The organism is Luteibacter sp. 9135 (assembly GCF_000745005.1).
Lineage (GTDB): Bacteria > Pseudomonadota > Gammaproteobacteria > Xanthomonadales > Rhodanobacteraceae > Luteibacter.
Window position 1 is genome coordinate 3,379,307 of the sequence record NZ_JQNB01000001.1, and the last position, 14,568, is coordinate 3,393,874.

At 69.2% G+C, this 14,568-nt stretch carries 11 protein-coding genes; 9 read left to right on the plus strand and 2 right to left on the minus strand.

Annotation, left to right across the window (positions count from 1 at the left end):
* The first annotated feature begins 181 nt into the window (after positions 1–181).
* The gene (locus FA89_RS14205; protein WP_051938804.1) at positions 182–4,138 is read left to right on the plus strand and encodes a non-ribosomal peptide synthetase; all 3,957 of its coding nucleotides are present in this window, start codon (positions 182–184) and stop codon (positions 4,136–4,138) included.
* A 12-nt stretch (positions 4,139–4,150) separates the two neighbouring features.
* The gene (locus FA89_RS14210; RefSeq protein WP_051938805.1) at positions 4,151–5,428 is read left to right on the plus strand and encodes a glycosyltransferase; all 1,278 of its coding nucleotides are present in this window, start codon (positions 4,151–4,153) and stop codon (positions 5,426–5,428) included.
* Here FA89_RS14210 and FA89_RS14215 read toward each other — a convergent pair whose 3' ends face one another.
* Positions 5,429–6,079, minus strand: a complete 651-nt coding sequence (locus FA89_RS14215) for a DsbA family oxidoreductase (RefSeq protein ID WP_036141394.1) — start codon at positions 6,077–6,079, stop codon at positions 5,429–5,431. It lies immediately after the preceding gene.
* A gap of 43 nt (positions 6,080–6,122) precedes the next feature.
* Between FA89_RS14215 and FA89_RS14220 the strand changes: the two genes are divergently transcribed.
* From FA89_RS14220 to FA89_RS14245, 6 genes are read left to right on the plus strand one after another with little or no spacing between them, the layout of a single operon-like run.
* Positions 6,123–6,920, plus strand: coding sequence for an FkbM family methyltransferase (locus FA89_RS14220; RefSeq protein ID WP_221174310.1), 798 nt, complete (start codon positions 6,123–6,125; stop codon positions 6,918–6,920).
* Positions 6,921–7,919: a phosphotransferase enzyme family protein gene (locus tag FA89_RS14225; protein WP_051938806.1), complete on the plus strand. Its 999-nt coding sequence runs from the start codon at positions 6,921–6,923 to the stop codon at positions 7,917–7,919.
* Entirely contained in the window at positions 7,919–8,761 is an 843-nt protein-coding gene (locus FA89_RS14230; protein WP_051938807.1) for a radical SAM protein, read from the plus strand. Before FA89_RS14225 ends, FA89_RS14230 begins: the two co-directional genes overlap by 1 nt.
* Positions 8,758–9,798: an asparagine synthase-related protein gene (locus FA89_RS14235; RefSeq protein WP_036141396.1), complete on the plus strand. Its 1,041-nt coding sequence runs from the start codon at positions 8,758–8,760 to the stop codon at positions 9,796–9,798. The genes FA89_RS14230 and FA89_RS14235 overlap by 4 nt, the downstream gene beginning before the upstream one ends.
* Positions 9,750–11,576, plus strand: a complete 1,827-nt coding sequence (gene asnB, locus FA89_RS14240) for an asparagine synthase (glutamine-hydrolyzing) (RefSeq protein WP_221174311.1) — start codon at positions 9,750–9,752, stop codon at positions 11,574–11,576. Before FA89_RS14235 ends, asnB begins: the two co-directional genes overlap by 49 nt.
* Positions 11,573–12,778 carry a glycosyltransferase gene (locus FA89_RS14245; RefSeq protein WP_036141400.1) on the plus strand — a complete coding sequence of 402 codons (1,206 nt, stop codon included), beginning with the start codon at positions 11,573–11,575 and terminating at the stop codon, positions 12,776–12,778. Before asnB ends, FA89_RS14245 begins: the two co-directional genes overlap by 4 nt.
* Here FA89_RS14245 and FA89_RS14250 read toward each other — a convergent pair.
* On the minus strand, positions 12,735–13,424 hold the full coding sequence (locus tag FA89_RS14250; protein ID WP_036141403.1) for a cephalosporin hydroxylase family protein: 690 nt from the start codon (positions 13,422–13,424) through the stop codon (positions 12,735–12,737). The two genes, FA89_RS14245 and FA89_RS14250, sit on opposite strands and share 44 nt — an antisense overlap.
* 14 nt (positions 13,425–13,438) lie before the next feature.
* Here FA89_RS14250 and FA89_RS20870 point away from each other — a divergent pair, with 14 nt between their 5' ends.
* Entirely contained in the window at positions 13,439–14,539 is a 1,101-nt protein-coding gene (locus FA89_RS20870) for a phosphotransferase (RefSeq protein WP_051938808.1), read from the plus strand.
* Positions 14,540–14,568 lie beyond the last annotated feature (29 nt).

Sequence of the window (14,568 nt, forward strand, 5' to 3'; positions counted from 1 at the left end):
CGCCACGAACGCCCGAATTCGCCGCCTGCATTGCGGCATGCCGTGACTGTGATGCGCGACACAGCGTCCGACCACGCAGTGTCATATTCACTCTCAACACTACTTAAGAAATCTTTTTTTTTCAGACGGCCAAACAAGATCGGCGGATATCGTCCTGCCTGTCGTTAACGCGGGGAACACCATGCATACCGAACGACAAGGCAAGCTGCCGCTGACCACGGCGCAAAGGGGACTGTGGGTGGGACACAAGGTCGGCGCACCCGGCACCACCATGAATATCGCGGAGTTCGTGGAGATCGAGGGCGCGCTGCACCTGGAGCATTTCAGGCGAGCTCTGCTCCAGGTGACCGACGAAGCACAGACGCTGCGCGTGGGTATCGACGAAGACAACGGACGTCCGTTCCAGTTCGTTCGCGATGTCTATAACGGTACGTTTCCATGCATCGATCTTCGCGGCGTGACCGACCCGCGCACGGCGGCCGAGGCGTGGATGCTCGACGAGCTGAGCCAGCCCGTCGACCTTGCACGCGATCCGTTGTGGGTCAGCGCGATTTTCCTGCTCGACGGCAACCGCTTCTACTGGTACCAGCGTGCCCACCATGCCGTATACGACGGCTACAGCGGCGGCAAGGTGGCGCAGCGCGTGGCGGAACTCTACACGGCGTTCGTGCGGCAGGAGGCCCCGGGCCCCTGCGACTTCGGTGCGCTGGCGGAACTGGTCGATGCGGAGGCCGCATACCGGTCGTCGTCCCGCTTCGGACGCGACCGCGACTACTGGACGGCGCAACTGGCAGGACTGCCCGATGCCGTGACCCTCGCCCGCAGGCGACCGCAAGGCAGTGCGGGCGGCTTGCTCCGGAGTGTGGGCCATCTGTCCAGCGCCACGGTGGATCGCCTGCGCCTGCTGGGTCAGCAGCATGCGACCAGCCTGCCCCAGGTGCTGATCGCCCTGGTCGCCGCCTACTACTACCGACTGACCGGTGCCGAAGACCTGGTGTTCGGCATGCCGGTGTCCAGCCGGATGGGCGATGTGTGGCGGCGCACGCCCGGCATGGTGGCCAACGCGGTCACCATCCGCCTGGCGCTGTCGCCCGAGATGACGGCGGGCCAGCTCTTCGCCCAGGTGGCCACCACGGTGCGCAGCGCGCTGCGTCACCAGCAGTACCGCTACGAGGACGTGCGGCGCGACCTGGGGCTGGTCGGCCAGGGCCAACACCTGGCCCGGCTGGGCATCAATATCGAGCCCTTCGATTACGCACTGGATTTCGCCGGTGGATCGGCCAAGGCACACAATGCATCGAACGGGTCCGCCGAGGATCTGACCGTGTTCGTTTATGACCGGGGCAACGGCGCCGACCTTCGTTTCGATTTCGACGCCAGTCCCGCGCTGTACGACATGGCCGAGCTGGACGAGCACCGGCATCGACTGGTCCGGATGATCGATGCGGTGCTGGAGACACCTTCGCAGCCGCTCGCCGCGATCGACCTGCTCGAGCCCACCGAGCGTCGGCGACTGATGCACGACTGGAATGCGACGACATGCCCTGTCGATGCGCGCCCCCTGCCGCAGCTGCTGGCGGCGTGGTCGGCGCGCACGCCGGATGCCGTGGCCATACGCTCGGAACGAAGACAACTGACCTATCGCCAGTGGCACGACCGCAGCGCCGCGTATGCCCAGCAGCTCATCGACGACGGCATCGAGCCGGGCGACATCGTGGCACTGGCGCTACCAAGGGACGAACGCCTGCTGGTGCTGCTGCTGGCCGTCATGCGTGCGGGAGCGACTTACCTGTTGCTCGATCCGGAGGGACCGGTCGAGCGCGTGAACGACATGCTCAACGATGCGAAGCCGCTGGCCCTGGTGACCACGCGGGACATCGGCGAGCGGCTGCCGCATGGCGGCATGCTGCTCGTCCACATCGAGGACGAACCCCTGCCGGTGTCGCGGCATCCCGACCGGTGCCAGGCCAGCGGCATCGCCTACGTGCTTTACACCTCCGGCTCGACCGGCAAGCCGAAGGGCGTGCAGGTGACCCACGCGAACCTGTCGCATTTCCTGCAGGCGATGGTCCATGCGCTGGCGCCGGAACAGCGCGAGTGCTTCGTCGCACTCACGGGGGTGACCTTCGATATCGCCGGATTGGAGTTCTACCTGCCGCTGGTGGTGGGTGCGCAGGTGGTGGTGGCCGACACGGCCACGCTCCGGCAGCCGGCCGCCGTGGCACGGCTGATCGACGAGGAAGGCGTCACCGTGGTGCAGGCCACCCCGTCGTTGTGGCGGATCCTGCTGGCCCACGCGGCGTTGCGGCTCGACACCGTGCACGCACTGGTCGGCGGCGAGGCCCTGACCGAGGACCTTGCCGCCCGACTCTTGCAGCGCGCGCGCAGGGTCACCCAGCTCTACGGCCCCACGGAAACCACGATCTGGTCCACGGTGGCCGACCTGGATGCCGGCGACATCTCGCCGCCGCCGATCGGGCGTCCCATCAGCAACACCCAGGTGTATGTCCTCGACCGCCAGCGCCAGCCGGTGGTACCCGGTGCCACCGGCGAGCTGTACATCGCCGGTGCCGGCGTGGCGGCGGGTTACCTGCGCCGCGCCCCGCTCACCGCCGAGCGGTTCGTCGCCGATCCCTTCGCGGCAACGGAAAGACGGATGTACCGCACCGGCGACCTGGTGCGCTGGCGTGACGACGGCCAGCTCGAATTCGTCGGTCGTGTCGACCAGCAGGTCAAGATCAACGGCTACCGGATCGAGCCGGGCGAGATCGAGCACCGCCTGCTGGCCCTGCCTGGCGTGCACATGGCCGCGGTGGTCGCGCGTCCGGACGAGTCCGGCAAGACCGTGCTGGTGGCTTATGTCGTGCCGTCCGCGGATCGCCCCTTCGACGAGGCCCGGTTGCGCATGGGACTGGCGCGCCACCTGCCCGAACCGGTCCTGCCCGCCTATATCCTCCGCCTGGACAGCATGCCGTTGACGGCCAGCGGCAAGCTCGACCGCGCGGCACTGCCGGCGCCGACGCTGCTGCGCCAGGCCACCTACGAGGCGCCGCGCACCCCCACGGAAGAGCAGTTGGCCGGCCTGTGGCGCGACATCCTCGGCGTGGAGCGGATCGGTATCCACGACAACTTCTTCGCCCTGGGCGGCGACTCGCTCGCCGCGGCGGAGATGGTCGCGCGATGCTCGTCCCAGTTGGGATCCGAACTGTCGCTGGCCAGTCTCTTCGACGCATCCACGATCGCCGGGCTCGCCCGTGTCCTGGAGCGCGCCGAACATCACGACGCCAGCCCGCTGGCGCCCCTGCTCCGGTTGCGGGCCGGCGGTGACGTCCGGCCCCTGTTCTGCATCCATCCCGCCGTGGGAATCAGCTGGAGCTACGGTGGGCTGCTACGCCACCTGGATGCCCACCAGCCGGTGTTCGGCCTGCAGTCCCGCGCACTGGTCGCTGCCGCCACGCACGACACGATCGAGGACGTGGCCGACGATTACGTCGCGCAGATCCGGCAGGTGGAGCCGGAGGGTCCGTATCGGCTGCTGGGCTGGTCCATGGGCGGACTGATCGGGCATGCCATGACGGCGCGCCTGCAAGCGGAAGGCGAGTCCGTCGAGTTCCTGGCGATGCTGGATGCCTATCCCTTCACCGCATCCGAACTGCCCGTGGACGACGCCGACGAGGTACGCGCCGTGCTGCATTTCCTCGGTCTGCACGAGTTCGCGGGCGAGGACGCACCGGTGTCGATGGATGCGCTGGCCACGCTGCTATGCGACTCCTACGACGTCTTCAACCTGCCGGTGGTGCGAGCCCTGAGCCAGCGCGATCCGGACCTCATCGCCCGTGTCATCGCCCTCACCCGCCAGCACCTGGCCATGGCCCGCCGCTATCGACCGGCCCGCGTGGATACCGACGTCATCTTCTTCCATGCGACACGCAAGACCGCGGTCGCGTCGTCCGAGGTGTTCCATCAGCATCCGGACGCCTGGCAGCCGTGGGTCGGCGGCAGCTTCCATGTCCATGACGTCGACTGCCATCACCAGGCTATGCTGGAGCCCGCCCCCGCCATGGAGATCGCACGGCAACTGCGCCACCGGCTGGGCGAAGCGCGCTTTTCCCCGGCGCGCGTCGCCGCCACCACCTGAGGAGGCGGTCCGGTGATCGTTCTGTTCACCCTGGGAACGCGGGGCGACATCCAGCCGTACGTGGGGCTCGGTGTCGGCCTGCAGCGCGCGGGCCACGCCGTGCGCATCGTGACCAGCGAATCGTTTGCGCCGATGATCCTCGCGGCCGGGCTGGCGTTCGCGCCGCTCACCGGCGACTTCAAGGCGACACTGGCGAGCGACCCCACCCTGTCCGCGCGTCCCGATCGGCTTGTCACGGTGGCCAGGATCTTTCGCTCCCGCTACGCCCAGTGGGCCCGTGACTGGATCGCGCAGGGCCGGGAGGCGTGTCGCTCGGCCACGCTGCTGATCGGCTCGGGCAGTGCCACCCTGCTCGCCCGATCCCTGGCCGAGGCGCACGACCTGCCGTTCGTGGCAGTGCAGTTGCAACCGCTTGCACCCTCGCGGCGGCTGCCGCCGCTGACGTTGGGGGGGAACGGGTTATCCCTGCCTGGCGGCGTCAACCTGGCCCTTTACCGCCTACTGCGCCTGCTGGTGTGGCGGGTCATGTGCCCCGCGGTGAACGGCGTGGTGCGCCCGGCGCTCGGTCTGCCCCGCTTTCCCTGGCGTGGGCCGCCGCAGGACGGCGTGTATGGGCACGACAAGGTGCTCTACGGCTTCAGCGAGCAGGTGCTGCCCCGTCCGGACGACTGGGAAGATCGCAGCCAGGTGGTCGGCTACTGGTTTCATGACGATCCGTCCTGGGCACCGCCGTCCGCGTTGCAGGCGTTCCTCGATGCGGGGCCGCGTCCGGTCTACATCGGTTTCGGCAGCATGGTCGGTGCGCGATCCCGCGAATTCACCGACACGCTGCTGGACGGCCTGTGCAAGAGTGGGCAACGCGCCGTCCTCGTGACCGGCTGGGGAGGCCTGTCGCCACCGGAGGACATCGACCGCGAACGGGTCTTCGTACTGGACCATGCGCCACACGACCGATTGCTACCGCTGATGTCCGCGGCGGTTCACCATGGCGGGGCGGGCACGTCGGCGGCGGCCGCGCGCGCGGGCATTCCGTCGGTGGTGATTCCCTTCTTCGGCGACCAGCCGTTCTGGGCCAGGCGATTGCACGGCCTGGGCGTGGCGCCGCCGCCGCTCGACCGGCGCCGGTTCACCAGCGACGACCTTGCGCATGCCCTCCGCGCGACGCAACAGCCCACCATGCAAACGGCGGCCACGGCGCTCGGGCAGGCCATCCGGGCGGAAGACAGCGTAGCGCGAACCATCGACCAGCTGCGCCGATGGCAGCTGTTGCCGGCCCACGCGGCCGGTTAGTCAGGGCGACTCCTGCGCGATCTTGCGCAGCTGTCGCTCGAACTCCTCCGGCGGCTGCCCGCCGGAGATGAGGTAACGGTCGTTCACCACCACGGCCGGCACACCGGTGATGCCACGGCTTTGCCACAACGCTTCGTCGCGACGCACGTCCTCGGCGTAGCGCCCCGTGTCGAGCACTTCCCGCGCCGCCGCGGCATCCAGGCCCACCTCGGCCGCTGCCGCGACCAGCACGTCGCGGTTTCCCGGATCGGCCTGGTCGGTGAAGTTCACCGCGAGCAGTCGCCGCTTCAACGCGTGCTGCCTGCCCTGTTCCGCGGCCCAGGCGAGCAGGCGATGCGCATCGAAGGTGTTGTAGATGCGGCTGTCGTCGGAGGTGTTCATGGCGAACCCAACGTCGGCGGCGCGCGCCGTGATGCGTTCGCGGTTCATCCGAACCTCGTCAACCGACATGCCGTACTTGGCGACGATGTGTTCCAGCGTGTTTTCCCCGCCAGGCGGCATCTGCGGGTTGAGCTCGAAGGGATGGAAGGTGATCTGCGCGTCGACCTCGCCGTTCAGCCGCTCCAGCGCGCGCTCCAGCCCACCCAGGCCGATGGCGCACCAGGGGCACGCGATATCCGAAACGAAGTCGATCTTCATGGGTTTGGACATGTCGTCACCTGTTCGTCGATGACACGATCGTACACGCCACCGCGTGATCTTCGATATCATGCCGGCCACGTCACGCAGCCGTCGGCAGGCCATGTCCGCAGGGATTCCACCACTCGACCTGTCGCGTCTGGCTCCCAGCCTCTACGCGCAGGGCACCGAGGAAGCCATCCTCACACGCATCCTGGACCGTGTCGCGCCAGCCAGTCGTTACTGCGTCGATATCGGCGCGAGCGACGGCCTGCGCAACAGCAACACGGCGCTGTTGCTGCGCGAGCTGGGCTGGCTGGGCACCCTCGTGGAAGGCTCGGCATACCGCTTCGGGCGCCTGAAGGAGACCTACGGCGACGCGGGCAACGTGCGCCTGGTCGGCGAGCGCGTCCAGCCCGATACGGTGGACGACCTGCTCGACGCCGCCGGCGTGCCGGCGGTGTTCGACCTGCTCTCGCTGGATATCGACGGCAACGATTACTGGGTATGGCAAGGCATGCAGCGCCATCGCGCACGCCTGGTGGTCATCGAGTACAACCCGTATTACCCGCCGCCGGAGCGCTGGGTGATGGCCTACGACCCCGAACACAACTGGGATGGATCGACTCACTACGGAGCCAGCCTGGCATCGCTGGTGGCCCTGGGCGCCACGCGGGGTTACGAGCTGGTGTGTTGCGACGACATGGGCAACAACGCGTTCTTCGTCGATCGCGCGCTCTACCCCCTGCTGGGCATCGCGAACAACGAGCCGCGCATGCTGTTCCGCCCCGCGATGTACAACCTGCGCTACGTGGGCCACAACCGCTTCCTCACCGGCCATCCCTACCGTTACGGCCCGGGCGAGGCGATCTGAGTGACGTCGTTGCCCACCCTTCCCGCCGCCTACGACCTACGCCTGCGCGGCGACGGCCAGCCGGTCACCACACGCGTGGCGCGCTGGCGGAGCGACGTCGGCGAGGTCGCGGTGAAGACGTTCGCGGCCGCCGATCGGGCACGCGGCGAATGGGAAGCCTGCATCCTGGCCTTTCTCGGCGAGGGCCCGGCGAGCCCGGACATCCGTGTCCAGACCCTTGTACCCACCCGTGACGGTGCGGCATGGGCCGGGCAGCCGGACGGTGGCTGCGTTCTGGTCACGCGGTGGGAGACGGGCCGTTACCGTGCTTACGACACCTACGCCGCGAACGAGTGGGCCGCGCTGGGCCGTGGCCTGGGCACCCTGCACGCGCGCCTGGACGCGATGCCGGGGCAGGCTCCGCAGACGCTCTCCGCGCGATTGGCCCATATCGATCCCGCGGTGGAGCGCGCGAAGCTGGAGCTGGAGCTGGCGGATCGTCCGTTTCCTTCCCATCCCCGGATCGACGCCGCCTGGGTGGCGCGCTATCTGGCCCTGTGCCGCGAGATGCTGGCTGCGTGTTACCCCGGGGCCGTCGAAGGCTTCCCCACCGACGATACCCAGCGGCCTATCCACAACGACTACAACCAGTTCAATTACCTGTTCGGCGACACGCTGCCGCCGCTCGTCATCGACTGGGAAGCTTCCATCGGCGCACCGCGCGAATTCGAGGTGGTGCGCTGTCTCAACCATCTTCCGCTGCAGGCTCCTGCGCTGGCGCGCACCTTCGTTCATGCCTATCGGGAACGCCGCCCGCTGCGCGCCGGGCACATGCGCTGGGCGGTGGACGTGGCCTGCCTGATGCACGCCACCAAGCACTGGGTGTTGCAGGGCTGGCTGGACGGCCTGCCGGGCTTCGACCAGCGGCTACTGGGTGCGATGGAGATGGTGACGATGCTGGCGCGCGGGCGCGAGCGCCTCGGCGCGTTCTTCGTCGACACCATCGAGGGATCGCACTGATGTCCAGCGAACGGCAACACGTGTTTCCGCCTCCCATGGAGCGGCATTACCCCATCGTGGACGGACGTATCCGCACACGGTCGCTCGAGGCTCACATCGTCGACCACTGCAACCTGACCTGCGTGGAGTGTTGTTCGCTGTCGCCCTTGCTGCCTGCGTGGACAGCCGATCCGGAGACGCTCTGCGCCGACCTGCGCCGCGCCGCGCGCGTGCTGCAACCCCGTGTGTTCAAGCTGGTGGGCGGCGAGCCGACCCTGCATCCCGCGCTCGTCGATATCCTGCAAGCGGTGCGCGGCACCGGTATCGCGCCGACGATCTCGGTCACCACCAACGGGTTGCTGCTGGACAGGATGCCGGACGCGTTCTGGGCCGGCGTGGACGCCCTGACCATCTCGCTGTATCCGCGACCCCGCCTGTCCGACGAACGCATACGGCACGTGGAAGCCATGGCCGCGCGCTTCGACGTGCGCCTCAATTGGAAGCCGCAGGCGCAGTTCGTCCGGATGACGCGCGACCCCGCCTCCACGGATGTCGCGGAAACGCAGGCGATCTACCACGACTGCTGGCTGCGGGAGCGGTGCCACCTGCTGCGCGACGGCATCTTCTACACCTGCACCCGTCCCGCGCATTTCCACACCCTCCACCGCGGGCGCGACGACTTCACGCAGGATGGCCTGCCGCTGCACGACGGCCCCTCGCTGGCCGACGAGATCCACGCCTACCTGTCGCGCGAGGCGCCCCTGCGGGCCTGCTTCCACTGTCACGGCGGCAGCGCCGTCATGGAGCCGCACCGCATGATGGGGCGGGCCGAACTCGACGCCGCAAAGGCCCGCTTCGCATGATTCTTCGCGAGCGCGATCCTTTCGGGATCAGGCAGGTCGTCTACCATCCCCGCAGCGCGACGTTCGGCGGCGGCATCCGCGAGCTGTTGCGCCAAGCGCAGCTGCCAACGGGGCCGCTGGACAGCCAGGCGATCGGCGGTTATCTCACCGGCGCACGGTATGCCGATCGCACGATCCTGGCCGACGTCCGGGCCGTGCCTCCCGGCTACGCCCTCGTTGAGGCGAGCGAGGGGCTGGCAGTGATCGAGCGCCCGCTGCGCCGCACCGCGGGCGACCTGGAAACGCTGCTGCTCGACGCCCTGCGCGACGTCCTGGCCGATGGGCGGACTACCGCCGTCGCACTCAGTGGCGGCCTGGACTCCGCCCTGATCCTGGGCCTGCTGCATACCCACGGCATCCGTCACCTCCCGGTCTACGTCCTCGCCACCGGCCTTCCCGGCTACGACGAGCGCGCGGCGGCCTGCGAGACGGCACGCCGCCGGGGCGTCGAGGTGATCGTGGTCGAGGCCGGTGCCCAGGCGTTCGTCGACGCCCTGCCCGAGGCCATGCGTCATCTGGAGGAACCGCTGTACAACCTGCATCCGGTGGCGAAGCTGCTACTGGCCCGGGCCATGGCGCGCGACGGCATCGTGCGGGCCATCACCGGCGACGGCGTGGACCAGGTGCTGAGGCGCGATCGCTCCGCCGACTACCTGCCTTTGTGCCGGACCCTGTTCGAGGCGGCCGGCGTGCAACTGTCCGCGCCGTTCCTCGCTACGCCCGTGGTGGCGCACCTGTGCTCGTCGCCCGCCGATCCGGACAAGCGCTGCATCCGGCGTCTCGCCCGGCATCACGGTGTGTCGCGCGCCCTGACCGAAGGCCCCAAGCGTGCACGGCTGGCACCGCCGATGGACCTCGGGCACCTGCTGCCAGCGGCGCCCATCCTCGCGCTGGCCGCCGTGCTCGGCCTGCCGGTGCCGACACTGGCGACGGATGCGGAACGGGTGCAGTGGGCCACGTTGCTCCTGCTGCTGCGCGACCTCGGCGTTACCGCCTGATGTGCGGCCTGGCGGGGTTGATCCGTTTCGATGGCGGCGCGCGGGGGCAGATCGCGCGCGTGCTGGCCGTGCGCGACCGCCAGCGTCACCGCGGACCGGATGGCGAAGGCCTCTGGCACGACGAGCATGCCGTGCTTGGCCACACCCGGCTCGCCCTGCTGGATGCGCCACATGGCGCCCAGCCCATGGCGAGCCCGGACGGTCGCTACGTGCTCGTCTACAACGGCGAGGTCTACAACCATGACGCCCTGCGCCGCGAGCTGGCGGCGCACTGGTCGTTCCGCTCGTCCAGCGACAGCGAAGTGGTGCTGGCTGCCTACGCCACCTGGGGCGAAGCGTGCGTGCTGCGCTTCAACGGCATGTTCGCCTTCCTGGTCTGGGACACGTGGCAACGGCGGGCATTCGCCGCGCGCGATCGCCTGGGCATCAAGCCGTTCGTCTTCATGCAGGACCACGACGAGTTCGTCTTCGCCTCGGAAGCCAAGGCCCTCCTTTCCGCCATGCGCACCCGTCCGCGAGCCCATCGGGAAGCGGTGACCGAATACCTGGTGGCGCCGTTCTTCAGCGGCGTGGCGCGACCGATGTTCGACGGCATGGCCTACCTCGCACCGGGCCATGTGCTGCACGTGGCGGAGGACGGCATACGCACCCGGCCCTGGTGCGTCGAACGCGATCCGCCGCGCACGGCGGCCTCGTGGACCGACACCGCGCACACGCTGCGCCACCACCTCGACCAGGCCGTGCGGCACACCCTCATCGCCGATGCGCCGGTGGGCCTGTTCCTCAGCGGTGGGCTGGATTCCACGCTCATCGGTGCGTTGGCGAAGCAGGCAGGCGCGACACCGCAAAGCTTTACCCTCGCCTTCGAGGGGCATGCCACGTACGACTACGCGGCCTCGTTGATCGTCGGTTCGGACGACCAGCCCTACGCGGAACTGGCATCGACGCAGCTGGGCCTGCCACGCATGGACGTCGTACCCCTGCGCGCCACCTTCGCCGACAGCGTGCGTGATGTAGCCACCCAGAACGACGCCCTGCCCGCCTGGGAGCAGGAGGTGGCACAGCACCACCTGGCCCGCGCCGCCAGCCGCCGGGTGAAGGCGGTGATGGTCGGGGATGCGGCCGACGAAACGCACTTCGGCTACCACTTCCTGCTCGATCCGCACGCGGTTGCCGATCCGCTGCACGTGTTGCAGCGGCTCACCGGCGATCCGTACCTGCGCCCGGGCCTGCTGGACGCACCGCTGGTCCATTTCGCCGGGCTGTATCGCCAGCTGGCCGTGGACGCCGGCCATGCGTGGTCGACACCGGGGGATGGCCTGCGCGCCACGCAGTGGCTGGTCCGGCACCGCTGGCTGCAGCGGCTGCTGCACAACGGCGATATCCACGGCATGGCCCATGGCCTGGAAGCCCGCGTGCCGTTCGGCGATACGGACCTGCTGGAGGTCGCCGCATCGGTCTCGCCCGACGACGCGCTGCGCCACGGCGTGGAAAAGGCGCTGCTGCGCGAGGCGGCGCGCGGCCTGGTGCCCGAAGCCATCCGTTGTCGGCGCAAGTCCGCGCTGCCGAAAGACCAGGGCACGGGCGAAGCGATCCGGCGGCACGCGCGCGACACGCTGGCCACCCACGGCGAGCCGGTCGCCGCCGTCATGGACGTGCCGCGCCTGTTGCGCCGCTGCGAGGATGCCCGGCCGCTCGACGAACACGAGCGCGCCGTGATGTTCCGCGCCGCCTCGCTGTCGCACTGGGCGACCCTGCACGATGTGGACATCGCATGAGTCGCATCCTCTTCTGCGTGGTGCCCGAGCGCGGCCACGTCAATCCCTGCATCGGGCCCGCGCTGGCGCTGAAACACGGCGGCCACGCCGTGGCGTTCCACGCACCGGGCGACATCCGTCCACAGCTGGCGCGCGCGGGCGGCTTCACCTGTTTCGGACCCACCGAATCGCCCCGCCCGGCCGATTGGCGACGTGGCGCCGGCTTCGCCCGGCAGGTACGCGATCCGGCCTGGCTGAGGACGTGGGTCACCTCGTTGTTGCTCGACGACGTGGAGCCCGAGGTGGCGCGCATCCGCGACAGCATCCAGGCATGGCGCCCGGATGTCGTCGTCATCGATCCGTTGCTCTACGCCGCCGCGATCGCCGCCGGAGCGGCAGGCCTGCCATGGGTCGCGATGTCCAACTCGCTCAACCCCGTGCTTCCGGCGTCACTGGATTCCGAACTGCTGCGTACCGTGGCGTCGCTGGCTCCACGGCGCGCGGCGTTGTTCGCCGCGCACGGCATGGCGCCCCGGTTCCGCGGCTGCGACGTGCTCTCGCCGTGGCTGACGCTGGCGTTCGCGACGGAGCACTTCGTCGGCGATGCGCCGGCGGGTGTCACGCTGGTGGGCCCGTCGCTTCCGCCGGGCGCACGCGGCGACGAGCCCGCGTTCGACGGCGATAGCCTCGACGCCGCACTGCCGCTGATCTACATGTCGCTGGGTAGCCAGATCTACTACCAGCCCGCGATGTTCGCGACGGTGATCGACGCCGTGCGCGACCGGCCGCTGCAACTGCTGCTTTCCGTGGGCGACCTGATCGACACGGATGCCTTGCCACCGTTGCCCCGCAACGTGCGGGCCGTGCGCTACGCGCCCCAGCTGGCAATGCTGGAACGTGCCTCCCTTTTCATCACCCACGGGGGCGCCAATTCGGTCATGGAAGCGTTGTCCTTCGGCGTGCCGATGATCGTCTCGCCGCTGTGCAACGATCAGTTCCACCAGGTGCACTTCATCGAACAGGCGGGGGTGGGACGGCATCTCGACCTGCGTCATGCATCGGTTGCGCAGACGGCAACGACCATCGAGGCGATGCTCGGCTCGCCCGGCCTACAGGCGAACGTCGCACGGGTCGCACACGGCTATCGCCGGTCCGGCGCCGACGAAGCGGCGCGCCTGGTCAGTCGGCTCGCCGAAGAAACCCGTCGGGCGACAGGGTCATGATCACCCGGTCCTCGATCTCGTGATCCACGACGAAGCGCGGGTCTTCCGCCAGGAACGCCCGCGTGGCCGTCGCCGGGTTGTTGCCCCGGCCGTACGGCTTGCCGGCGAAGGTCTCCGGCGGCAGGTGTTCCATGATCGTATCCATCACCACGACATAACTGCCCGGCGTGACCCAGGGCGCATAGGTGCGCAATTCGCCCAGCACGTGCTCGTGGGTGTGCGTGAGGTCCAGCACGAGCATGACCGGCGACCGCTCACCGACCAACGTCTTCACTGCGGCCACCGTGGCATCCTCCAGCGGGTGGCCTTCCACCAGGTGTATCCGCTCGGCCAGGCGATGCGCCGCGAGACGCTCGCGTACGTCGGGGCGAAGCCGCGGCTCGATCGCCACGACGATCCCGTCCTCGCCCACCAGCTCCAGCATCGACGCGGTGAACACCGCACCGCCACCGGCCGCGACGCCGGTCTGCACGATGCAGCGTGGCCTGATGCGCCAGACCAGTTCCTGGATGGCCAGCATGTCGCCGGGAAGGTGGAAGAACCGCTCGCCCAGCCAGCGGGTCTGGAACAGGTGATCGGTTTCGCCCGCGCGGCTCAGCCAGGCGAGGGTGAGATCGCGCATGCGCGCGGCGATGCGTTCGGACATGGCAAGGGACTTCCATGGACGGCGTGACGGAGGGCGCATTGCGCCAGATGCTGCAACGCGCCTGGGGATGGGGCGAGGTGCGCCTGGTCCCCTTGACGGGCGGTCATACTAACAGGTCGTTCCTCGTGCACGGCGATGCCCCGCCCTGTGTCGCGCGCCTGTCGTGGGCGGGGAAAACGGCGACCCAGGTGGATCGGGAGGCGCGGATGCTCGCGCTGGCCACCGAGGGCCTGCACACGATCGCCGTTCCCACGATCATCCCCACGCTGCATGGCGCCGGCCATGTCACGACGGCGGCCGGTCAGTGGCTGCACGTCTTCGAACGCATCGAAGGCACCACCGGCGTGCCCGTCGGCGTGCCGGGCGCCTCCGCGGATGCCATGCGCGGCCTGGCGACGCTGCATGCCGCGCTGGCACGTGCCGCCACGGACACCGGCGATCCGGTGGCATGGCTGCTGACCCGCTACCGACGCGTGTACTCACGCGGCATGCCGACCTTCATGCACGGTCTGGTGCGGGAACGCGAGTACGACGCTGTGCTGACGCACGCAGGCGACTGCCTGGCCCGGGCGTCGACATCGTCATGGGCATCGCGGCGGATCCAGTGGCTGCATGGCGACTTCCATGCGGGAAACCTGCTCTTCCACGGCGCGCGGCTGCGCGGGGTGGTGGATTTCGACGAGGTGGGGCAAGGCTCCGCCTGGCTCGAAGCGGCGTTCGCGGCGTTCGCGCTCAGCCGCGACGTGACCCGCGAGGACGCCTTCTGCTTCGACACGATCGCGTGGGGACAGTCGATGTGCAACTACGCGTGCTCCGGAAGTGTGGGCGATGTGGCGACGTGGATCGCCCGCCGTGACGTCCTGGCCACGCTGTTCTGTGTCGACCAGGTACTGATCCACCTGGAGGCCGCACAACGCGGCCTGTGGATACCCGGCCCCGGCATGGGCTTCCTCGGCGGCTGGCAAACGCTGCTGCAGCTGGCTCAGGCCTCGCCGGCCAGCGCCGCCGGCGACGCCAGCCAGCGTCGCACCGCTTCGACCGTGGCATCCCTCGTCTCGGCGCAGGGCGACCCATCGTGCAGGCAAACGACCGCATCCTCGCCGGCCGCCGACTGATCCGCCACATGCGCACGTAGCCGGCCGGC